A 21,255-nucleotide genomic window follows, 5' to 3' on the forward strand; every position below is an offset into this window, starting at 1 on the left:
TCACCCGAAAAACTTGCGCGCTTTTTCCAACGCATCAGCCAAAGCATCGACTTCGGCTCGCGTATTATACATGCCGAACGACGCCCTGCATGTGGAGGTTACGCCGAAGCGTTTCAACAGGGGCTGGGCGCAATGGGTGCCCGCGCGCACAGCCACGCCTTGCCGGTCAATCACCATCGACACGTCATGGGCATGAATGCCTTGCAGCTCGAACGAGATGATGGCGCCCTTGCCGGGCGCGTCGCCGAAGATGCGCAGCGAGTTGATGGCGCGCAGCCGCTCGTGCGCATAGTCCTTCAAATCGGCCTCGTGCGCGGCGATGCGCTCGCGGCCGATCTTTTCCATGTAATCGAGCGCGGCGCCGAGCCCGATCGCCTGGACGATCGGCGGCGTACCGGCCTCGAAGCGGTGCGGCGGGTCGTTGTAGGTGACGATGTCTTCGGTCACCTCCTCGATCATCTCGCCGCCACCCATGAACGGACGCATGCGCTGCAAGATGTCCTTCTTGCCATAGAGCACACCGATGCCGGAGGGACCGTAGACCTTGTGGCCGGTGAAGACGAAGAAATCGCAGTCGAGGTCCTGCACGTCGATGGGCATATGGACAGCGCTCTGGCTGCCGTCGACGAGCACGGGAATGCCGCGCGAATGCGCGATGCGCACGATCTCCTTGATCGGCGTCACCGTGCCCAGCGCGTTCGACATCTGCGTGATGGCGGCCAGCTTTGTGCGGTCAGTCAGTCGCTTCTCGAATTCCTCGATGTGGAAGACGCCGAGATCGTCGACCGGCACCCAGACCAGTTTGGCGCCCTGCCGCTCGCGGATGAAATGCCACGGCACGATGTTGGAGTGGTGCTCCATGATCGACAGCACGATCTCGTCGCCCTCGCCGATATTGGGCATGCCATAGCCATAGGCGACCGTGTTGATCGCCGATGTCGTGTTCGAGGTGAAGACGATATTGTCGGTGCTCGGCGCATTGAGGAAGCGGCGAACCGTCTCCCGCGCCTTCTCATAAGCGTCGGTCGCTGCATTGGACAGGAAGTGCAGGCCGCGATGGACGTTGGCGTATTCCTGGGCATAGGCGTGCTGGACCGCGTCGAGCACCGCCTGCGGCTTCTGCGCCGAGGCGCCATTGTCGAGATAGACGAGAGGTTTGCCGTAGACTTCGCGTGACAGAATCGGGAAATCGCGGCGGATCGCCTCGACGTCGTAGGTTTCGACTTTCTGGTCCATCATAAGCTCTCTTGAGGCACTGCCTCATTCCGTCCAACACCCCTCATCCGTCTCGGCGCTACGCGCCGATCCACCTTCTCCCACAAGGGGAGAAGGTCAGGCGCTCTTCCTTCTCCCCTTGTGGGAGAAGGTGGCCGCGAAGCAGCCGGATCAGGGGTGTTCGCCGGAGCGAGCCCTATCCACTCATCCATGCGCCGCAAACCAGCCGTCGAGCCTGGTCTCCAGAGCCTCGACGATCACCTCGTCGTCCAGTTCCTCGATCACCTCGGCGATGAAGGCCTTCACCAGCAGACCACGGGCGCTCTTCTCGTCGATGCCGCGCGCCATCAGGTAAAACAGATGGTTGTGGTCGATCTCGGTGACGGTGGCGCCATGACCGCAGACCACGTCGTCGGCGAAGATTTCGAGTTCCGGCTTGGTCGAGAACTCGCCGTCGTCCGACAGAAGCAGCGTGTTGCAAGCCATTTTGGCGTTGGTCTTCTGCGCGTATTGATGGACGTTGATGCGGCCCTGGAAGACGCCACGCGCCTTGCCGGTCACGACGTTGCGGATCACTTCCGTCGACGTGGTGTGCGGCACCGCATGATCGAGCACCATGGTGGTGTCCGTGTGGGCGTCGCCGGCCAGCAGGTTGATGCCGCGCAATTGGAAGTCGGCGCCCTCGCCCGTCGTCTTCACCACGACCTCCTGGCGCACGAGCTTGCCGCCGGCGTTCATGACGAACAGCGTCAGCTTCGCATTCTTGCCGATATGAGCCTTGAACTGCGCCAGATGCGTCGCCGTGTCCGGCTGCTCCTGGATGATCAGCCACGTCACCTCGGCGCCTTCGCCGAGCACGAGCTGGCTGACCGAGCTGACAAGGGCCGCGCCCTCGCCGGCCTGGCGCTCGACGATCACAGCCTTGGCGCCGGCGCCGACGCGAACGGCCAGGCGTACATGCGTCTGGCCGCCGGCCTGCAGGTTCTGCAATTCGATCGGCTTTTCCACTTGGGTGCCATCGGCGATGTCGACGAAATAGCCATCGGCGACGAAAGCCGTGTTCAACGCCCCGATGGCATCGTCGCTGCCATAGGGATCGAGCCCAGGCGCGATGCTGCCGTCGGTCAGTTTCTCCGACAGGGCCTGGACGCTGACGCCTTCGATTGCGGGCGTTTTGGCGCTCGACACACCATTGAGAAGCGGCAACACGGTGGAACCTTCAACAACTGGCGCGATGGCTTTGGCCACGGCCGTCGGGTCGAAGTCCGGCACCGCATTCAGCAGCCGCCGCAGGTCGGTGTAGTGCCAGGATTCGATGCGCCGTGTCGGCAGTCCGTGCTTTACCGCCTCGATGGCGTCGTCGCGCTTCAACATCACCGCGCCGTCGCCTGGCAGCAGCGACAACCGTTCGCCGAAAGCGTCGATCAACGCTGTTTCGGCCGGTGTCCGCTGGGGTTGTGTGTGCATGTTCATCAGTCTTGCCTTGCCTTCTGGCATCTCACGCGGCTTCACCGATCACGCCGGCATAGCCATTGGCCTCGAGGTCGAGCGCCAGCGACTTGTCGCCGGACTTGATGACCTGGCCCTTGTAGAGCACGTGCACGGTGTCGGGCACGATGTGTTCGAGCAGCCGCTGATAGTGCGTGATGACGACGATGGCGCGCTCGGGCGAGCGCAACGCGTTGACGCCATCGGAGACGATCTTGAGCGCATCGATGTCGAGCCCGGAATCGGTCTCGTCAAGCACGCAGAGCTTTGGCTCCAAAAGCTTCATCTGCAGAATCTCGGCGCGCTTCTTCTCGCCGCCGGAGAAGCCGACATTGAGCGGCCGCTTGAGCATGTTCATGTCCATGTTGAGCGAGGCTGCGGCATCCTTCACCCGCTTCAGGAATTCGGGGATCTTCAGCGGCTCCTCGCCGCGCGCCTTGCGCTGCTCGTTCATGGCAACCTTCAGGAATTCCATGGTCGCCACGCCCGGTATCTCCATCGGATACTGGAAAGCCAGGAAAATGCCCGAAGTCGCGCGCTCGGCCGGATCCATTTCGAGGATCGACTGGCCGTTGTAGAGGATATCGCCCTCGGTGACCTCGTAGTCCTCGCGGCCGGCGAGGATGTAGGACAGCGTCGACTTGCCCGAGCCATTCGGCCCCATGATCGCGGCGACCTCGCCGGCTTTTACCGAGAGATTCAGGCCGCGGATGATTTCGGTGCCGTCATCGACGATGCGGGCATGCAGGTTCTTGATCTCAAGCATTCTTTTCTTCCTGAATATCTGTCCGGTCAGCCGACCGAGCCCTCGAGCGAAATCCCGATCAGCTTCTGTGCCTCGACGGCGAATTCCATCGGCAGCTGCTGGATGACGTCCTTGACGAACCCGTTGACGATCAGCGCGATCGCTTCCTCCTCCGGAATGCCGCGCTGCATGACATAGAATTTCTGGTCCTCGGAAATCTTCGATGTCGTCGCTTCGTGCTCGAACTGCGCGGTCGCGTTCTTGGCTTCCATGTAAGGCACCGTGTGGGCGCCGCACTGGTCGCCGATCAGCAGCGAGTCGCAATTGGTGAAGTTGCGCGCATTGGTCGCCTTGCGATGCGCCGAAACCTGGCCGCGATAGGTGTTCTGCGAAAAACCGGCGGCGATGCCCTTGGAGATGATGCGGCTCGACGTGTTCTTGCCGAGATGGATCATCTTGGTGCCGCTGTCGACCTGTTGGTAGCCGTTCGACACGGCGATCGAATAGAACTCGCCGCTGGAATCGTCGCCGCGCAGGATGCAGCTCGGGTATTTCCACGTGATCGCCGAGCCGGTCTCGACCTGCGTCCACGAGATCTTCGAGCGGTGGCCACGGCAATCGCCGCGCTTGGTAACGAAGTTATAGATGCCGCCCTTGCCCTCGGCGTCGCCGGGGTACCAGTTCTGCACCGTCGAATATTTGATCTCGGCATCGTCTAGCGCCACCAGTTCGACGACCGCCGCATGGAGCTGGTTCTCGTCGCGCTGCGGCGCCGTGCAGCCTTCGAGATAGGAGACGTAGGCCCCCTCCTCGGCGATGATCAGCGTGCGCTCGAACTGGCCGGTGTTCTTCTCGTTCATGCGGAAATAGGTCGACAGTTCCATCGGGCAGCGAACGCCCTTGGGCACGAAGACAAACGAGCCGTCGGTGAAGACGGCCGAATTCAGCGTCGCATAAAAATTATCCGACGTCGGCACGACCGAGCCGAGATATTTCTTCACCAGTTCCGGATGCTCGCGAATGGCTTCCGAGATCGAGCAGAAGATGACGCCCGCCTGCGCCAGTTCCTTCTTGAACGTGGTGACGACGGATACCGAATCGAACACGGCGTCGACGGCGACGCGGCCGGACTTGTAGACGTTGTCGCTGGCATCCTCGAGCTCGGACGCATCGGTCTTCTGCACGCCGGCCAGGATCTCCTGCTCCTTCAGCGGAATGCCGAGTTTCTCGTAGACCTTCAAGATCTCCGGATCGACGTCGCTGAGCGAGCTCGGTCCGGGCGTGCTCTTCGGCGCCGCGTAGTAATAGATGTCCTGGAAATCGATCTTGGGATAGTTGACGCGCGCCCAGGTCGGCTCTTCCAGCGTCAGCCAGCGCCGATAGGCTCCCAGACGCCATTCCAGCATCCAGGACGGTTCGTCCTTCTTCGCCGAAATGAAACGGATGATGTCTTCGCTCAGGCCCTTGGGGGCCTTGTCGACAGCGATTTCGGTCTGGAACCCGTATTTGTATTGGTCGACGTCGATCTTTCGGACCCGATCGATCGTGTCCTGCACAGCAGGCATATGCGTTCTCCATCCACGCCGGGGTCAAGGCCCGACAGTTTTCAAACTATGGCACCGCCGGATAAGCACCCAAGGAGCACCCGCGGCGGCGTAAGTTTCATATAGTGCGCCTCGGCCGGAAATTCACCCGGCCAGCATGAAACGCACGGCTCTACCAGGCCGAAAGGCCCAAATTCGTCCAACCGCTACGCGGCCTTCTCCTTGCCCACCCGACGTGCGGCGATTTCTGCCAACGCCAGGCGGAACGCCTCGACCTCCTGCGCGCCGGTCGCCGCGCCGATCGACACGCGCAACGCACCCAGACTGTCACCGTGACCCATGGCCTTCAGCACATGGCTCGGGCCGACTTTACCCGACGAGCAGGCGGAACCCGCCGACAGCGCCACACCGGCCAGGTCGAAGGCGATCTGTACAGTCTCGGCCTTGACGCCGGGAATAGCGAAGAATGTCGTGTTGGCAAGCCTCGGCGCGCCAGTTCCGAAGATTTCCACGTCCGGTATCAACATTTTAACGATGGCCTCGATCTCGTCGCGACGCCGACGCAGGGCATCGATGGCCTCCAATCCGATGAGAGCCTCCCGCGCCGCCGCGCCAAATCCCGCAATGCCGGGCAGGTTCTCGGTGCCGCCGCGATGGCCCTTTTCCTGGCCACCGCCGTTGATGAGCGGCTTCGGCATCATCAGATCGGCAGCGGCGACGATGGCGCCGACGCCCTTGGGGCCGCCAATCTTGTGCGACGACAGTATCAGATAGTCGGCGTAACCCGCCGAAATGTCGATCGAAATGCGCCCTGCCGCCTGAACCGCGTCTACGACGAGGACACCGTCGACCGCCTTTACGATTTCGGCGATACGATCGACCGGCTGGATGACACCAGTCTCATTGTTGGCGGCATGGATTGCCACCAGCGGCAGGCCGGCGGCCTTATCGTGCGCGGCAAGCGCGTTTGCCATTGCTTCGAGGTCGACAATTCCATTGGCGTCGACGCCGATCCGCGTCACCTGCGAGGCCGGGAAGGACCCGCCGTTCAACAGGCAGGGGTGGTCGGCTTCGCAGACATAGAGATGGCTCATGCGGATGGTCCCGCGCCCCATCCGCCAATCGGGCGTCAGCAGCGTCGAGGCGGCTTCCGTGGCGCCTGACGTGAACACGACATGCCCAGCCTTGGCCTTCACCAATTCCGCCACATCACGCCTTGCAGTTTCGATCAGGCGACGCGCCGCACGCCCTTCGGCATGGACCGATGATGGGTTGGCGGCCACATCGAGCGCCGCGACCATAGCCTCGCGTGCCGCTGCAAGCAGGGGCGCACTGGCATTGTAGTCGAGATAGGCGCGCATTCCGGCCATTTTCTTCCAGTTGGTCCCGTCAGAAGCCATTCCACCGAGATATCGCGTTATTTCCTTGAAATTCCAAGGCAAGCCGTCCTATTTACGCGGCTTGCGGCGCGGGCAGCCGGACGATTGCGTTCCGGCCACCCAGTTTTGAACAATTCTAAACTAGCTTCTATGAAGACGCTCGCCCTGCGTCAAGGCCAGAGGAAGGTTCTCCGGGCGCCGCGCATTCTTATTACCCAAGTTGGAGTATTTCATGCCTGAGGTCATTTTCACCGGTCCGGCCGGCCGTCTGGAGGGTCGATACCAGCCCTCGAAGGAAAAGAGCGCGCCGATTGCCATTGTCTTGCATCCGCACCCGCAATTCGGCGGGACGATGAACAACAAAATCGTCTACGACCTCTTCTACATGTTCCAGAAGCGCGACTTCACCACGCTGCGCTTCAATTTCCGCGGCATCGGGCGCAGCCAGGGCGAATTCGATCACGGCACCGGCGAATTGTCGGATGCGGCCGCCGCACTCGACTGGGTGCAGTCGCTGCATCCGGATTCCAAGAGTTGCTGGGTTGCCGGCTATTCGTTCGGCTCGTGGATCGGCATGCAGCTTTTGATGCGCCGGCCCGAGATCGAAGGCTTCATCTCGGTCGCGCCGCAACCCAACACCTACGACTTTTCCTTCCTGGCCCCCTGCCCCTCCTCGGGGCTCATCATCCATGGCGACGCTGACAAGGTGGCGCCGCCGAAGGACGTGCAAGGCCTGGTCGACAAGCTGCACACGCAAAAGGGCATCACCATCACGCAGAAGACATTGCCCGGCGCCAATCATTTCTTCGCCAACGATGCCGAACTGCTGATCGAGGAATGCGCGGATTATCTCGATCGCCGGCTGGCCGGCGAATTGTCGGATCCGCGCCCGAAGCGGCTGCGCTAAAGGACGGATGATCGCGATGTACCAGCCTCCTCATTTCCAGGAAACACGGCCGGAGGTGCTGCACGGGCTGATCCGGGCACATCCGCTCGGCCTCTTGGTTTCCAGCGGACCCGAAGGGCCGGTCGCCGACGCCATTCCGTTCCTGATCGACGCCGATGTCGGGCCAAATGGCAGGTTGCGCGCACATCTGGCCAAAGCCAATCCGCAATGGCGGCTTATCGCCGACAATCCGGCCTCGACGGTGCTGATCGTCTTCCAGGGCAGCGACGCCTATGTGACGCCGTCCTGGTACGAGACCAAGCGCGAGACCGGCAAGGTGGTGCCGACCTGGAACTATGCCATCGTGCAGGTGCGCGGCATCGCGAAGGTGATCGACGATCAGGACTGGCTGGCGCGGCAGATCGCCGACCTGACGGCTTCGCAGGAAGGCACGCGTGAGGCGCCATGGGCGGTAACGGATGCGCCTGCCCCGTTCATCCAGTCGCAGATCAAGGGCATCATCGGGCTGGAGATCGATATCGCCGAAATCCATGGCAAATGGAAGGTCAGCCAGAACCGTCCCGTCGCGGATCGCGCAGGCGTTGCGCACGGGCTTGAAAGCGAGACAGCAAATTCGTCCGACATGGTGAACCTGGTAAGGTCCTATGGCGGACTGAACGGCGACTAAATCCCAGGCTCGATGGATCAGACGGCCGTTCGGCTTGTTCGACCGATCAGCCGAAACGTCTGCTTGCGCACCGGCAATCCCGATCGTGTCGGGCTGAAGATGAAGCCGAGCCGGGCAAAGACCAGTCCGCAAACCAGCGCGAAGGCAAAGCCAAGACCAAAGCCGGCGACGGTATCACTCGGATAATGCGCGCCGACGAAGACCCGCGTCGAGGCGATGCAGGCCGTGATCGGCAAGGCGATGTACCAGCGCCGCGGGAACAAAAGCAGCAGGATGCCGAACACGGCCCCCATGGTCGTGGCGTGACCGGACGGGAAACCGGCAAAGCGCGCATCGAAGGCGAAGGGACGCAGCGAGAGCACGCCGAGATCCTGAAAATAGAGCGGACGCGCCCGGCCGACCGCATATTTCAGGACATTGACCAGCAGGCCGGACAGGCCGATGGCGCTCAACGCAAGGAACGCCAGGCAGGTCCAGTTGTAGACGAGCATCAATGACCGCCGCGACAGGCTTCGCCAGTCCGTCAGATTGGCCCCTATGAGCAAGAGTGCCGGAGGGATGAGATACCAGCCGCCTAGGCCGAACTGCGTCAGGAACTCGGCAAGCCGGCCGAAGCCCGCCGACCACCGGCCGTGCAGCAGTCCCGCCGGGGTGTCGAGGCCGACGAATGCCGCTGCCGTGAGCAAAATCCAGGTTGAGATCCAGAGCGGCCATAGGATTCTGGGATACGAAGCGGAACGAGCGGCGAAGCGCCCTCTGACGATCCGCAGCGTGTCGCGGAAATTTCCAACGGACCGACGCACCACCGCAGCGGGCGCAATGGAAACGGAAGGGCGCGGTTTCACCAGCATTGAAAACCCGATCCCATTGTCGAACTCATTGGGCGATACGGTAGAGGCCGAGCGACATTTTGTCTCCCGATGAAAAGTTGACCCCGTCGATCGTCGTAAGACGGCTCGCCGCCTTGCCTTGCCCGGCCAGCAATCCATTGAGTTTCTGCTCATCCTCGACCGGCGCCAGTCCCAGCGCGCAGGCGGGGTCGGCAAGCAGATGCTTTGCCACGCCATCGATGTCGGTCAGTATCGTTTTCGTGCCCACCAGGAACACAAGGCTCGGCTCGTGATACCGCGCCGACGCCAGCATCGAGGTGTCGCAAGGCTTGTAGACGCGCACAGCCTGGTTGATCGCCGGGCTCAGCCATATCGGCTTCAAGGACGGGGCGATGATACCAAACAGCAACCCGTAGGCGATGCCCGCACAGGCGGCGACGGCGCCGATACGGGCAAGCGGCACTTGCAACTGTCGCGAGAAGGCCAGATAGCCGGCGCCGAGCGCCGACGCGGCGGCCGGAATGCTCCACCACGAGAAAGTATGGGTGAGATAGATCGGGGCGCCCACGGAGACCGCAGCCAGGCCGAGGCTGACCACGACCAGGCCGAATGCAGTCGACCACCATAACCATTGCTGCCAGCGCCGGAGCGGCGCATTGGCTTCCTGCGGCTGCAATGTCAAAAGCCAGCCGATCAGCAGCGCCATGCCGGGATAGGCCGGCAGCACGTAGTGCGGCAGCTTGGTCGGAATCAGTTCGAATACCAGCCAGAAGGGGATGTACCAAGCGAGGCAGAAGCGCAGCCTGACATCATCGCGCAGCCGGTTGAGGGCTTGCAGGCCGGCGCCGACGGCGATCAGGCCGAACGGCCACATGAACAGCGAATAGGTCAACATGTAGAAGCCGGGCGGCAGGCCGTGCGATTCCTCGCCCTGGGCGACCTTGCCGAGCATATCCTTGCCGACAGCCTGCTGGAGGAAGGCGCCGTCGCTTTTCCAGGTGATCAGGGCGAGCCAGGGCAACACGATCAGGACGACGAGCAGCAGGCCGCGCCCCACCTTGAGCTTCGACAGCCAGCGCCCGTCGCGTTCGAATGCAAACAAGACAGCGATGGTGAGCGCCGACAGCAGTGGGGCGATCGGCCCCTTGATGAGGATCGCGGCCCCTTGCGCCAGCCAGAATATCCACCACAGATGGCCGGCGACGGGCTCGTTGCGGCGCGATGCCAGGTAAATCTGCGCCAGCGCGCCCTGCGCCGCCACGCAGCAGGCCAGCAGCATCGCATCGGTCTTGGCGTCGCGGCCCTCGAAGGCGGTGGCGAAGATCGCCGCCATCACCAGGCCGGCGGCGATGCCGGCACTGGCTCCGAAAAGCCTGGTGCCCGTCCAGGCGATGCCGAGAACGGCCAGGGCGATGCCCAGCGTCGACACCAGGCGGTAGACCCATATTGGTGCGGCGGCGCCCTTGCCGCTTAGAGCCACGGCCGCGGATTGCAGCCAATAGATGCCGATCGGCTTCTGGTAGCGCGAAGCGTCCTGAAAGCGGATGTCGACATAATCGCCGCTCTCGACCATCTGCTTGGTGGCCTGGACGAAGCGCGGCTCGTCACGGTCCAGCGGCGGCATGGACGCAAGTCCCGACACCGTCATCACCAGGCTGAACAGGAAAAGAAGGATGTAGTTCCTGTTCAGCGCCATATTCCAGCCTCTCCGACCATTCTTCCCTGATGCGCAAAGCCGCTCAATCGACCTTCGTCATCGCCGCCTTGCGTTCATTGGCGATCAGCCAGAGATTTCTGATGTAGATGAACAAGCCCATGCCCTGGCCGGCGATGAACACCGGGTCCTGCCGCTTGATCGCATAAATCAGCAACAGACCTCCGCCGAACAGCGAGAAGAACCAGAAGGCGATCGGCACGACGCTTCGCTTGGCCTTTTCCGATGCGAGCCACTGCACGACGAAGCGCATGGTGAAAAAGAACTGGGCGACGAAGCCGAGCAGGATCCACGCGTTGAACTGTTCGATGAAGACCCGGTGGATCCAGGTCACCAGTTCCTGAAGCACGTTAACCATGCGTGATTTCCTCTACTTTTGGCATCCGGCGACGCCTGCGGCGCAGCCACCAGACGCCGCAGAGATCGAGCACGCCCTGCAGGCCACGGTCGAAAATTCCGTAGTTCGACTTGCCGTGGCGGCGGGAGCGGTCGACGACGTCGCAATGCACGACATGGTATCCTTCCTGGATGACCAGCGCCGGAACGAAACGATGGGTGCCGTCGAAGAACGGCAGCTTGCGCAGGATCTCGGTGTGGACCGCCTTCAGGCCGCAGCCTGTGTCGCGCGTCTCGTCATGCAGGATGGCGTTTCTCAGCCAGTTGGCGAACCGCGATGCCAGTTGCTTGACCTTGCTGTCGCGGCGCTTCAGGCGCTGCCCTTGCGCGGCGCCGTAGCCGGGCCCGGCCCGCCGCAAGGCGTCGACCAGCATGGGAATGTACTGAGGATCGTTCTGGCCATCGCCGTCGATCGTGGCGACGATGCTTCCGCGCGCCGCCCAGGCGCCGGAGCGTACCGAGAGGCTCTGGCCGGCGGATTTCTCGTGCCGCAATTCCCTGACTGGAAACGGGCGAAGTGCTGCCTGCCTGGCGAGAACGGCTGCGGTTTCGTCGGTCGAGCCGTCGTTGACGATGATCAGTTCGAAGTCGCGCCCGGTCATCGCCGCCTCGATCTCATCGATCAGCAGCGGCAGGTTTGCCGCCTCGTTCCTGCAAGGAATGACGATGGATATCAATGCGTCCGGCATGTCGCGTGGGGCTCTGTCGTCGGATATGGCATTGGGTGGATGCCGTGCGGTGCCGCTTGAGGTCGTGGGCTGCAAGGACCTTTTGGCGCGCGCCTCATTACGCCAGCACAAACAATGAAGCAAGCATCCGCGCCGAGAGGCGGCTTGCGGCGTTTCAACAACAAGTGATTGCCAAGCCCCTGGTCGAAGTGCGATCGGGCGCAAAACCGGAATCCACTTTTGCTGATCGCGCTTGGGTGCTAAACGCGCGCTTTCACATACGCCCGCGCCGGACGGGCGGACGCTTCGGGAAAGAAAAAATGCCTGCCTTCAAATCCGATTTCCTGCGCACGATGAGCGAGCGCGGCTTCATCCACCAGACTTCGGATGATGCCGGGCTGGACGATCTCTTCGCCAAGGAGACGGTGACGGCCTATATCGGCTTCGACGCGACCGCCAAGAGCCTGCACGCCGGCTCGCTGATCCAGATCATGATGTTGCACTGGCTGCAGCAGAGCGGCCATCGGCCGATCGCCTTGATGGGCGGCGGCACCTCGATGATCGGCGACCCTTCCTTCAAGGACGAGGCGCGCAAGCTTCTGACCCCGCGCGACATCGACGACAATCTCGCCGGCATCCGCCGCAATTTCATGCCGTATCTCAAATTCGGCAGCGGCCCGAATGACGCGATCATGGTCAACAACGCCGACTGGCTGATGGAGATCAACTACGTCAATTTCCTGCGCGACGTCGGCCGTCACTTTTCGGTCAACCGCATGCTGGCGTTCGATTCCGTCAAGCTGCGGCTCGACCGCGAGCAGTCGTTGTCCTTCCTCGAATTCAACTACATGATCCTGCAGGCCTACGACTTCGTCGAGCTCTACAAGCGCCTCGGCTGCCGTCTGCAGATGGGCGGCTCCGACCAGTGGGGCAACATCATCAACGGCATCGATCTCGGTCGCCGCATGGAGGACGCGCAGCTTTATGCGCTGACGACGCCGCTGCTCACCACCTCGTCGGGCGCCAAGATGGGCAAGTCCGCCACGGGCGCGGTCTGGCTCGATGCCGAGATGCTCTCGCCCTACGAATTCTGGCAGTATTGGCGCAACACCGAGGACGCCGATGTCGGCCGTTTCCTGAAGCTCTACACGACGCTGCCGTTGGACGAGGTGGCGCGCCTGGAGAAGCTCGGTGGGTCCGAGATCAACGAGGCGAAAAAGATCCTCGCCACGGAGATCACCGCGTTGCTCCATGGTCGCGGCGCCGCCGAACAGGCCAGCGAAACCGCACGCAAGACCTTCGAGGAAGGTGCCCTCGCCGAGACGCTGCCGAGCGTCGAGGTTGAAAACGCCAAGCTCGAAGCCGGCGTCGGCATCCTGGCGCTGCTGGTGACCGCCGGGCTGGCGGCGTCCAACGGCGAAGCGCGGCGGCATGTGCAAGGCGGTGCGGTGCGGCTCAACGACCAGCCGGTCAGCGATGACCGCCGCACGGTGACGCTTCAGGATTTGAGTCCGGAAAACGTAGTAAAGCTTTCACTCGGCAGGAAAAAACACATTCTGGTGCGGCCGGTCTGAGGCCGCTTCACCGGTACTCGAAGATCGACCTGAATATCCCCGGCGCGATCACCGAGAGCGGGTTGATGTCGAGCAGCGGCTTGTTGGCGTTGCCCTTGAGCCGGTAGGTCACGCCGATCAGGCCGCGGTCGCGGCCATTGCCCAAAAGCGCGCCGACGATGGGCAGTTCGCCGAAGATGCGGTTGAGGCCGTAGACCGGCATGAAGGTGCCGGTCATGTCCATGTTGTTGTTCTGGTCATAGAGCGTGCCCTGGAACGTCGTGCCGATGCGGGGACCGCGCAGCACGCCATTGGCCAGCCTGAGATAGCCGCTGCCCTTCTCTATCTCGGCGTAGCCGCGTTCGAACTGTACCCGCGAGGTATCGAGCTTGCCCTTGACCGCCTGATTGAGGCTGCGGCTATCGCCTGCCGGGGTGGTCGAGACGATGGACGCGAGCTTCGGTTCGTTGACGACGAAGAAGTTCGTCGTGTCCACCTTGCCCTTCATCGGCCCGTCGCCCGCTCCCGACAAGGCCAGGGCAATCGCCCCACCTTCCATGTGCTCGTAGATGTTGAGGAATCTCAGTATCGCACCGGCGTCCGCCGACTGTACGTTGAGCGAGCGTCGGCCGGCGCTGCTCGTGTTGCTGATGGCTATGGCGGCTCCCGAACTTGCAGTGGCGCTGACCTTCAGCCCGTTCACCTTCGAACCGGCCGCGCTGTAGTCGAGCTTGAGGTTGGACAGTTGCTCGTCGTGGAAACCGGTCAGCCGATCGACGTCGGCGCTGACGGAAATCGCGTCGGCGCCCGTCGTCTTGGTCGCGGTGTCGACGTCGGAGGTGAACTGCTTGATCAGCGAGCGGGCATCCAGGGCGTTGCCGCTGATGTTGACTGCATAGCCCCTGCCCGATCGCTTGACGGATACCGCCACGTCGTCGCCCCGGTTCAGCGCGACTTTGCTGAACTTTGCCGACGACAGGGCCCCGTTGACCAGCACGATGTTGCCGTCGACGGAAAATGTCTTGCCGCCGAGGTCGAAGTCGGACAGCGTCGTGGTATCGCCGGACGTGGTCATGACGAATGTAGCACTTGCGGGAATCCCTGCCCCCTTGCTCCATCCGGCCCAGGGGATGTCGAGCCTGGCATTGGTCAGGTCGGCCGAGACGTTCTGGTTGCCGTCGCCGCTTTTGTCGATCGCTACCTTCACTGTTCCGCCCAGCAACGGGGCCAGCCCCGGCATGGCGGCGGCGCGGATCTTGTCGTCGAGCACCAGGGCCACCTTGCGGCTGCGTGCCGGTCCGCCATCCTCCAGCGGCTCGATCAGGTCGAGTTCGGCCGGAATGCCGTTCAGGGATGCCTTGGCGGAAATGACAGCCTTTTCAGGGTCGACCGTGACGGAACCATCGGCATCCGTCACGGTCTGGCCTTCGAACGGCTTGGCCAAGGAAAGCCCGCTGTAGTCGAGCGATACCAGCCAATCGAGCTTCGAGCTGTCGACGCCGGATTGCAGCGGAATATCGGCCCTGACATGGCCGGTGACGCTGCCGGACAGGTCTTCGGGCAGGAAGCCGACATGGCGCATGGCATTGATCGGCTCGTAGGAGGCAAGTTCAGCGACCGCGGACGCTTCGCCGGCAACGTCGATGTCGAGCGCGCCGACGACCGGCGGGCGGTTGGCCGCCTTGACCGTCAGCGTGCCGTTGCTGGCCGCCACCGTGCGGCCGCTGGGCATGAAGACAGTACCGGAAGACAGGGAGATATCGACGTCATTGCCGTGGAAGGCGACGACACCGACGGCATCGCGTATCGGCGGAATGCGGCCAGCCGTGTCGAAACGCGATCCTTCGATCTGGAAGCGGCCGAACACCTCGTCGGCGGAAAGCGGCACGCCATTGCCGAGGCGATCAGGCACCACCTGAAATTGAAGATTGGCATCGACGACGCGGCCGCCGAACAGATTGTCCAATACCCAGAGCCGCGCGTTGCGCGCCGAAAACCATGGCCAAAGCTGTTTGACGTGCGAGACCGGCATGTCATGCACGTTGAGCGCCAGATTGATGCCGGGAGCCTTGCCGTCAACGAACTGCACGGCCGCGGTTCCAAGGACCTCGCTGGAAGCGGCCGACCGGACCGCGATCTGATCGGCTACCAATTTATGGCTTTTGGTCTGGTAGACGCCGGCGATGCGGGCAAGGAAGGTGAGCGCTGGCTCCGGCGATTCCGAAGGCGCCAGTGTCGAGCCGTCACTGGTCAGATCGTATCGGTAGGCCGGCTCCTCTCCGGCGGCGCCGGTCGCGGGCCTGGGCCCGATCGAGCCGGCGAAATCGAAGGTCGAGCGGCCGGTCTTCAGCAACAGCCTGTCCACCTGGATCTTGTTGCTGCCGCGGACGAGCGTGGCGCCGAGATCGACATCGGCCGACAGCAGGCCACGCGTGCCGAGATCAAGCACCGATCCCCTGGACGACAGGGCAGCCGTCAGCCGCGACGCGGTGTCGCCGGCTCCTTGCGACCCTTTGAGCGTCACGCTGAGCGCCCCCAACTTGCCGCCGGACGCCGTGGCGCCGCTCTCGCCGCCGTCTTCGGCGATGCCGACGGTGGCATCCAGCGATATCACGCGCCGGGTCTCGGCATCGCGGCTGGCGGATGCGGCGACGGTCACCGCCTTGCCGTCGACATTTGCCTGCGAGGAGAACTCCATGCCGCCTGTCCCCGACTGCAGGACGACCGCGTCGGCGACTGTGATCAACCTGACCGCCTCGGTGTCGGGCAAAACGAATGCCACATTGTGAAGATCGATACGGTGCAGCGATTCCTCGCGCACCGCATCGAGAGCGTGATTGATGTTGGCAAAGAGCGCATCGGACAGTTTTTCGGGATCGATCAGCCCGTCCCGATTGCGCAGCTCGGCCGTCCAGTCGCCGCCCGACGGCATCGCCGCGGTAACGATGCGCGCATCGGAAATCCTGGCGCTGGTCAGCCGCACCTCGCCTCGAAGCAGCGGCAGCAGGCGGATGCCGAAACGCACCCTGCCCGCATCGGCCATGGGTTTACCGTCGCTGGCCTTCAGGCTGACGTCGCTCACCTGGAGCGCGACGAAGCTCGAACTGTCGAGGGTGATGCGGGCGGGCCCGACCGCAACATCGACATCGACGCCCGCAAGCTTCTCGATGGCGGCCTCCGCCTCGACGCGCAGCCGGTCGGCCCCTATTCCGGAGACACCGATGAGATAGACAGCCACCGCCGCCAGCAGCACCAGCGCAACGGCGCCGGCAAACAGCCGCGATAGGATACGAAAGCCGCGGCCGATCGCCGCCTGGCCGAGCGGCGGAACGCGGCAAGCCGATGGCAAGGCGCCCAGGTCGGTGATTTCATCCCGCCTGAACCTGATCTTCTCGTGCTGCGGTTGCTCCTGATCCACGCAATTTTCCGTTCTACGAACTCGCTCGTGGACGAATCCCCGCTCGACACTATATCGGTGTGGCTTCGCGCGTAACCTCAAACAAGGGCATGGATATGGCTGACCTCAATGTGGGCGATCCCGCGCCGCAATTCGAGTTGCCGCGGGACGGCGGTGGTTCGCTCAGCCTGGCCGGCTTTGCCGGCAGACCTGTCGTCCTCTACTTCTACCCACAGGACGACACCACCGGCTGCACCGCCGAAGCGATCAGCTTTTCGCAGCTGAAGCCGGAGTTCGAGAAGGCCGGCGCCGTCGTGATCGGCCTGTCGCCCGACAGCGCCAGGAAGCACGACAAGTTCAAGTCGAAATACGATCTTACCATCGACCTTGCCTCCGACGAGGAGCGCAAGGTGATCGAGGCCTACCACCTTTGGGTCGAAAAATCGATGTATGGCCGCAAATACATGGGTGTCGAGCGCGCGACGTTCCTGATCGGCCGCGACGGGCGCATCGCCAGGATCTGGCGCAAGGTGCGCGTCAAGGGCCATGCCGAGGAGGTGCTGGAAGCTGTGCGGGCGATTTGAGGGGGGCGCCTCCGCGCCCTTGTTTTCAGAAAGCGATGCGAAGCAACCCCATGCTCGCTTTGCGGGCAATTCTTGCCGGCGTCTTGCTTCGGCAAAGCTTTGTTAACCTTAATAATGTGTAGTCGGGCTGTCGTGGTGTCGTAAACGAAAGCTTGGTCCCGTGAACGCAACCGGTCAGTCCGCGATCTTTGGCAGGCGCAAGGAACCGCATACAGTCATCATCGCCCGCGGCAGCGAGATCAGGCACTTCACGATCCGGCCCTGGCTGGTTGTATTTCTCGGTTCGGCGCTGGCGGCGATCGCCATCGGTTACCTGCTGGCCACCTCCTATCTCGTGCTGCGCGACGACCTGATCGGCGCCACCACCGCGCGCCAGGCGCGCATGCAGCAGGCTTACGAAGACCGCATCTCGGCGCTTCGCGCCCAGGTCGACCGCATCACCAGCCGGCAGTTGCTTGACCAGCAATTGATGGAAACCAAGGTGAGCGAGCTTTTGGAGCGCCAGACGCAACTCAGCCAGCGCCACGGCCGCCTCGGCCCGCTGCTCGACCGCGCCGAAAATGAAGTCGGCGCAGCGACGGCCGAAGATCCGGCAGTGCCGGCAAAGCCTGACAAACACGCCGAAGTGACCGGCAGCATCGCCCAGCCTGCTCAAAGCTACGCGCTGGCCAGCCTCGGCGCCGCCCCTGGCGCCGCCGACACCAGGCCGTTCTCCCTGTGGGCGACCCGCTCCGATCCGCTGCCGAACGATTCAGCCGCCGATCGTGCCGACAAGCTGTTCATTTCGATCAACAAGTCGTTGAAATCCATCGAGAATGACCAGCTCACGCGCATCAGCATACTTGCTGACAACGCCTACAAGAATGCCGACGCCATAACCCAGGCGCTCGAGGCGGCCGGGCTGCCGGTCGACAGCGACTTCGGCAAGAACGAAAGCGATGTCGGCGGACCGCTGATCCCGCTTGACAGCTCGATGTTTTTCGACAGCAAGGTCAAGGAACTGGACGAGGCGCTGGACACGCTCGACCAGCTCAAGAAGGAAGCACGCCGGCTGCCGCTCGCGAATCCCGCACCCGGTCATTCCGTCACCAGCCCGTTCGGGGTGCGCACCGACCCGATCCTCGGCACGGCCGCCCTGCATTCGGGAATGGACTTCAGGGCGCCGATCGGCATGGCGGCCAAGGTCACCGCGCCAGGCGTGGTCATCAAGGCGGGCTGGAATGGCGGCTATGGCCGCATGGTCGAAGTCGATCACGGCAATGGGTTTGCCACGCGCTATGGACATCTCAGCGAAATCGACGTGACCGTGGGCGAAAAAGTGGATGCCGGCGCTGTCATCGGCAAGACCGGCAGCAGCGGTCGCTCGACCGGCCCGCATCTGCATTACGAAGTCCGCCACAATGGCGAAGCGATCGATCCTTTGCGTTTCCTCACGGTCGGCAAGAAGGTCGCGCAGTATCTCTAACGCACGGGCCCAGGCCGCCGCCATCCCGCGCCGTCCTCATTGCTTTTTCGCATCCTTGTCGCCGTTCAGGGCTTTTCCCTTTCGAGGCGACCGCAAATTGTCGAAGCCCATATAGTGGTCGGTATCAGATGTGTTCCATCTGCCGCCCAGGCAGATGATGGCAATGGCCGCGGCGAAGATCAGCAAGACATAAATCTTATCCATGTACCGCCATCTAGGGCGCGGTGATCAGCCGGACACCGGCCGGCTTTTCCGCCGTAGCGGGCGCGTCGCTCAAATGCGGTGCATTTTTGAATTCCATTTGACTGAATAAATATTTGGTGCCAACCTTGCCTCAACCGGGGACGCAAGGCATGGCATTGCGAGGGACCAATCAGGAGTTCGGGCGGCCGTACAACCGACGCATCGTGCTCGAATCGATCCGCCGGTACGGTCCCATCGCCAGGGGCGATATCGCCAGGCATGTCGGCCTCACCGTTCAAACCGTATCGACCATCGTTCGCGAACTGGAGGAGCAGGGTTACGTCCTGTCCGTACGCGAGGAGCCGAAGGGCCGTGGCCTGCCACCGGCGACGCTGCGCATCAATCCCGAGGGCGGCTATGCCGTCGGCATCCACCTGACGCCGCTGGGGATCGACGCGGCGCTGATCAATCTCAGCGGTGACGTGATCGACAGCTTGCACCGCGGGGCCCCCAACGCGACGCCCGATCATGCGTTCGACCAGGTCCGCGCCATGGTCCGCGACCTGACCGGAACGCGCGCCGCGGGCCGCGTCATCGGCATCGGCATGGCGCTTCCCGGCCCGTTCGGCGTGGACACGATGAGCTTCATCGGGCCGACCACAATGGCCGGCTGGAAGGACGTGGCGCTGCGCGAGCGGCTGACGGCGGCGACAGGATTGCCGGCCTTTTTCGACGGCGACATGGCTGCGGCCGCCGTGGGCGAGCGCCTCTACGGCATCGGCGCCCAGCATTCCGAATATTACTATCTCTATTTCGGCGTCGGACTTGGCAGCGCCATGATGCATGACGGCAGCGTGCTGCGCGGCGCCTGGGGCAATGCCGGCGAGATCGGCCATATTCCCGTCGTTCCCAATGGCGAGCTTTGCCCGTGCGGCAATCGCGGTTGCCTCGAACGTTATGTCTCGCTCGAAGCGCGAGGGCGCTGGAAGGGCAGCGATGCCGATTGGGTCGCCGAGGTCGGCCCGATCTTCCGCAACGCCATTGCCATCATCGAGAACCTTTTCGACCCCGAGACGGTCGTGCTCGGCGGGCTGGCGGCGCCGGACCTGCTCGAACGCCTGGTGAGATCGGCTGCGCCTCTGCACAATTCGGTTTCGGCCCGCAAGGACCGCAAGACGCCACGCATCGTCGTCGCCGGCGGCGGCCAGCAAGCCGTGCTGCGCGGCGCGGCCGCATTGGCCGTCTCTGGCGTGTTGTCGCCACGCTTCGGCCAGATGTTCACCGCCGAGCGCGAACGCGGCCGCGATATTCTGACAGCCGGGGAGGTTGCCTGATGAGCGAACCCCTGCTGGTGCTCGACAACGTCACCAAGAACTATGGCGCGATCCAGGCGCTGAAGGGCATCAGCTTCTCGATCGGCAAGGGCGAGGTGGTCGCGTTGCTGGGCGATAACGGCGCCGGGAAGTCGACGCTGGTCAAGATCATCGCCGGCGGCCTGGAGCCCACCTCCGGCCGCATGCTGTTCGAAGGCAAGGAGTTCCTTGCCAAATCCCCTGCCGAGGCCAAGGCGGCGGGAATCGAGACCGTCTATCAGGACCTGTCGCTGTGCACGAATGTCGACGTGGTGGCCAATTTCTTCATGGGCCGTGAGATCACGCGCAAGGTGCTCGGCATTCCAGTGCTCGACGAGCGGGCGATGGAGGCCGTGGTCGGCAAGGCGCTTGCCAGCGCCGGCACCCGCATTCCGTCTTTGCGCACCAATGTCGAGCATCTTTCGGGCGGCCAGCGGCAAGCCATCGAGCTCAACCGCTTCGTGCACTGGGGCGGCAAGCTGGTGCTGCTCGACGAGCCGTTTGCAGCGCTTGGCGTCGAACAGACGCGGCGCGGCCTCGACATGATCCGCCAGGTGGCGAACCAGGGCATCGGCGTCGTCATCATCACCCACATCATGCAGCAGGCCTTCCAGGTCGCAGACCGGATCGTAGTGATCCGGCAAGGCGTCGTGGCCGGCGATGTCGCACGCAACAAAACAAGTCCCGATGCGGTGATCAACATGATCACCGGGGAGACGCTTGCCGGTGCCGGACCGGCGGGCTGAGGGACAAAAGAGGGGTCCGGCACTAGAGGAGCCAACGACATGAAACGAATACTTCTTTCTGTCCTCGGTATCCTGGCACTGGCAGTTGCCACGCTCACGCCGGCATTCGCCCAGTCCAAGGGTACCGTCTACTACATGGTGCCGACCTTGCTCGATGAGTTCCAGACCGGCTCGGTGAGCGCGCTGGAACTGTTCCTGAAACAGGTCGGCTACGAGATGAAGACGCTGAACGCCGACAACAAGACCGACGCCCAGCAATCGCAGATGAACGACGTCATCGCGCTGAAACCGAAGGCGATCATCCTGGCCGCCGTCGACTTCAACGCGCTGAAGCCGTCGATCGAGGCCGCGCGCGCGGCCGGCATACCTGTCGTGGAATTCGATCGCCAGATCACCTCCACTCCGTCCGACTTCACCTCGGT

Annotated in this window: 19 protein-coding genes; 8 read left to right on the forward strand and 11 right to left on the reverse strand. The window is 63.1% G+C overall.

Going from position 1 to position 21,255, the window contains the following annotated elements; all coding sequences use genetic code 11:
• From FJ946_RS24420 to FJ946_RS24440, 5 genes are all read right to left on the reverse strand, one after another.
• The gene (locus FJ946_RS24420; protein ID WP_140564738.1) at positions 1–1,236 is read right to left on the reverse strand and encodes a cysteine desulfurase; all 1,236 of its coding nucleotides are present in this window, start codon (positions 1,234–1,236) and stop codon (positions 1–3) included.
• Between the two features lie 183 nt (positions 1,237–1,419).
• Positions 1,420–2,688 (reverse strand): Fe-S cluster assembly protein SufD, encoded by a 1,269-nt coding sequence (gene sufD / locus FJ946_RS24425; protein ID WP_140564706.1) that lies wholly within the window; start codon positions 2,686–2,688, stop codon positions 1,420–1,422.
• A 25-nt stretch (positions 2,689–2,713) separates the two neighbouring features.
• Positions 2,714–3,469, reverse strand: coding sequence for a Fe-S cluster assembly ATPase SufC (gene sufC, locus FJ946_RS24430; protein ID WP_140564708.1), 756 nt, complete (start codon positions 3,467–3,469; stop codon positions 2,714–2,716).
• 26 nt (positions 3,470–3,495) lie between these two features.
• On the reverse strand, positions 3,496–5,013 hold the full coding sequence (gene sufB / locus FJ946_RS24435; protein ID WP_140564709.1) for a Fe-S cluster assembly protein SufB: 1,518 nt from the start codon (positions 5,011–5,013) through the stop codon (positions 3,496–3,498).
• A 185-nt stretch (positions 5,014–5,198) separates the two neighbouring features.
• Complete coding sequence (locus FJ946_RS24440) at positions 5,199–6,362, reverse strand: cysteine desulfurase family protein (RefSeq protein WP_140564711.1); 1,164 nt, start codon at positions 6,360–6,362, stop codon at positions 5,199–5,201.
• A gap of 241 nt (positions 6,363–6,603) precedes the next feature.
• Here FJ946_RS24440 and FJ946_RS24445 point away from each other — a divergent pair, with 241 nt between their 5' ends.
• Together FJ946_RS24445 and FJ946_RS24450 are read left to right on the forward strand one after the other, a co-directional pair.
• Positions 6,604–7,278: an alpha/beta hydrolase gene (locus FJ946_RS24445; RefSeq protein ID WP_140493883.1), complete on the forward strand. Its 675-nt coding sequence runs from the start codon at positions 6,604–6,606 to the stop codon at positions 7,276–7,278.
• A 16-nt stretch (positions 7,279–7,294) separates the two neighbouring features.
• Positions 7,295–7,945: an FMN-binding negative transcriptional regulator gene (locus tag FJ946_RS24450; RefSeq protein ID WP_140515790.1), complete on the forward strand. Its 651-nt coding sequence runs from the start codon at positions 7,295–7,297 to the stop codon at positions 7,943–7,945.
• Positions 7,946–7,962: 17 nt separating this feature from the next.
• Here FJ946_RS24450 and FJ946_RS24455 read toward each other — a convergent pair whose 3' ends face one another.
• From FJ946_RS24455 to FJ946_RS24470, 4 genes are all read right to left on the reverse strand, one after another.
• Positions 7,963–8,631 (reverse strand): phosphatase PAP2 family protein, encoded by a 669-nt coding sequence (locus FJ946_RS24455; protein WP_224519198.1) that lies wholly within the window; start codon positions 8,629–8,631, stop codon positions 7,963–7,965.
• Positions 8,632–8,821: 190 nt separating this feature from the next.
• Positions 8,822–10,471: a glycosyltransferase family 39 protein gene (locus FJ946_RS24460; protein WP_181167567.1), complete on the reverse strand. Its 1,650-nt coding sequence runs from the start codon at positions 10,469–10,471 to the stop codon at positions 8,822–8,824.
• A 43-nt stretch (positions 10,472–10,514) separates the two neighbouring features.
• A complete protein-coding gene (locus FJ946_RS24465) occupies positions 10,515–10,847 on the reverse strand; it encodes a lipid-A-disaccharide synthase N-terminal domain-containing protein (RefSeq protein WP_140493889.1) in 333 nt (110 codons plus the stop codon).
• On the reverse strand, positions 10,840–11,574 hold the full coding sequence (locus tag FJ946_RS24470; protein WP_140515786.1) for a glycosyltransferase family 2 protein: 735 nt from the start codon (positions 11,572–11,574) through the stop codon (positions 10,840–10,842). Before FJ946_RS24470 ends, FJ946_RS24465 begins: the two co-directional genes overlap by 8 nt.
• Before the next feature lie 299 nt (positions 11,575–11,873).
• Here FJ946_RS24470 and tyrS point away from each other — a divergent pair, with 299 nt between their 5' ends.
• The gene (gene tyrS / locus FJ946_RS24475) at positions 11,874–13,127 is read left to right on the forward strand and encodes a tyrosine--tRNA ligase (protein ID WP_140564714.1); all 1,254 of its coding nucleotides are present in this window, start codon (positions 11,874–11,876) and stop codon (positions 13,125–13,127) included.
• Between the two features lie 7 nt (positions 13,128–13,134).
• Here the strand turns inward: tyrS and FJ946_RS24480 are convergent, their stop codons facing one another.
• Positions 13,135–16,524 carry a DUF3971 domain-containing protein gene (locus FJ946_RS24480; protein WP_140556939.1) on the reverse strand — a complete coding sequence of 1,130 codons (3,390 nt, stop codon included), beginning with the start codon at positions 16,522–16,524 and terminating at the stop codon, positions 13,135–13,137.
• Positions 16,525–16,619: 95 nt separating this feature from the next.
• Here FJ946_RS24480 and FJ946_RS24485 point away from each other — a divergent pair, with 95 nt between their 5' ends.
• Positions 16,620–17,087: a peroxiredoxin gene (locus FJ946_RS24485; protein ID WP_140493897.1), complete on the forward strand. Its 468-nt coding sequence runs from the start codon at positions 16,620–16,622 to the stop codon at positions 17,085–17,087.
• Between the two features lie 160 nt (positions 17,088–17,247).
• Positions 17,248–18,552: a M23 family metallopeptidase gene (locus FJ946_RS24490; protein ID WP_140556941.1), complete on the forward strand. Its 1,305-nt coding sequence runs from the start codon at positions 17,248–17,250 to the stop codon at positions 18,550–18,552.
• 36 nt (positions 18,553–18,588) lie between these two features.
• On the opposite strand, the gene FJ946_RS30850 is transcribed toward FJ946_RS24490, so the two are convergent.
• Entirely contained in the window at positions 18,589–18,738 is a 150-nt protein-coding gene (locus FJ946_RS30850) for a hypothetical protein (protein ID WP_181165117.1), read from the reverse strand.
• 167 nt (positions 18,739–18,905) lie between these two features.
• On the opposite strand from FJ946_RS30850, the gene FJ946_RS24495 reads away from it, so the two are divergent.
• The 3 genes from FJ946_RS24495 to FJ946_RS24505 form a co-directional block, all read left to right on the forward strand.
• Positions 18,906–20,069, forward strand: coding sequence for an ROK family transcriptional regulator (locus FJ946_RS24495; RefSeq protein WP_140564715.1), 1,164 nt, complete (start codon positions 18,906–18,908; stop codon positions 20,067–20,069).
• Complete coding sequence (locus FJ946_RS24500) at positions 20,069–20,833, forward strand: ATP-binding cassette domain-containing protein (protein WP_140493903.1); 765 nt, start codon at positions 20,069–20,071, stop codon at positions 20,831–20,833. The genes FJ946_RS24495 and FJ946_RS24500 overlap by 1 nt, the downstream gene beginning before the upstream one ends.
• Positions 20,834–20,872: 39 nt before the next feature.
• Positions 20,873–21,255: substrate-binding domain-containing protein (locus FJ946_RS24505; RefSeq protein WP_140732275.1), on the forward strand; the 383-nt coding region annotated here is incomplete at its 3' end.

The sequence above is a fragment of the Mesorhizobium sp. B2-4-7 genome (assembly GCF_006442685.1).
Taxonomy (GTDB): domain Bacteria; phylum Pseudomonadota; class Alphaproteobacteria; order Rhizobiales; family Rhizobiaceae; genus Mesorhizobium.

Bases quoted from the DNA above. Each gene is read 5' to 3' on its own strand.
- FJ946_RS24470 (WP_140515786.1), bottom strand. From the start codon at position 11,574: ATGCCGGACGCATTGATATCCATCGTCATTCCTTGCAGGAACGAGGCG.
- sufD (WP_140564706.1), bottom strand. From the start codon at position 2,688: ATGAACATGCACACACAACCCCAGCGGACACCGGCCGAAACAGCGTTG.
- FJ946_RS24465 (WP_140493889.1), bottom strand. From the start codon at position 10,847: ATGGTTAACGTGCTTCAGGAACTGGTGACCTGGATCCACCGGGTCTTC.
- sufC (WP_140564708.1), bottom strand. From the start codon at position 3,469: ATGCTTGAGATCAAGAACCTGCATGCCCGCATCGTCGATGACGGCACC.
- FJ946_RS24485 (WP_140493897.1), top strand. From the start codon at position 16,620: ATGGCTGACCTCAATGTGGGCGATCCCGCGCCGCAATTCGAGTTGCCG.
- FJ946_RS24500 (WP_140493903.1), top strand. From the start codon at position 20,069: ATGAGCGAACCCCTGCTGGTGCTCGACAACGTCACCAAGAACTATGGC.
- FJ946_RS24445 (WP_140493883.1), top strand. From the start codon at position 6,604: ATGCCTGAGGTCATTTTCACCGGTCCGGCCGGCCGTCTGGAGGGTCGA.
- FJ946_RS24460 (WP_181167567.1), bottom strand. From the start codon at position 10,471: ATGGCGCTGAACAGGAACTACATCCTTCTTTTCCTGTTCAGCCTGGTG.
- sufB (WP_140564709.1), bottom strand. From the start codon at position 5,013: ATGCCTGCTGTGCAGGACACGATCGATCGGGTCCGAAAGATCGACGTC.
- tyrS (WP_140564714.1), top strand. From the start codon at position 11,874: ATGCCTGCCTTCAAATCCGATTTCCTGCGCACGATGAGCGAGCGCGGC.
- FJ946_RS24420 (WP_140564738.1), bottom strand. From the start codon at position 1,236: ATGGACCAGAAAGTCGAAACCTACGACGTCGAGGCGATCCGCCGCGAT.
- FJ946_RS24495 (WP_140564715.1), top strand. From the start codon at position 18,906: ATGGCATTGCGAGGGACCAATCAGGAGTTCGGGCGGCCGTACAACCGA.
- FJ946_RS24450 (WP_140515790.1), top strand. From the start codon at position 7,295: ATGTACCAGCCTCCTCATTTCCAGGAAACACGGCCGGAGGTGCTGCAC.
- FJ946_RS24440 (WP_140564711.1), bottom strand. From the start codon at position 6,362: ATGGCCGGAATGCGCGCCTATCTCGACTACAATGCCAGTGCGCCCCTG.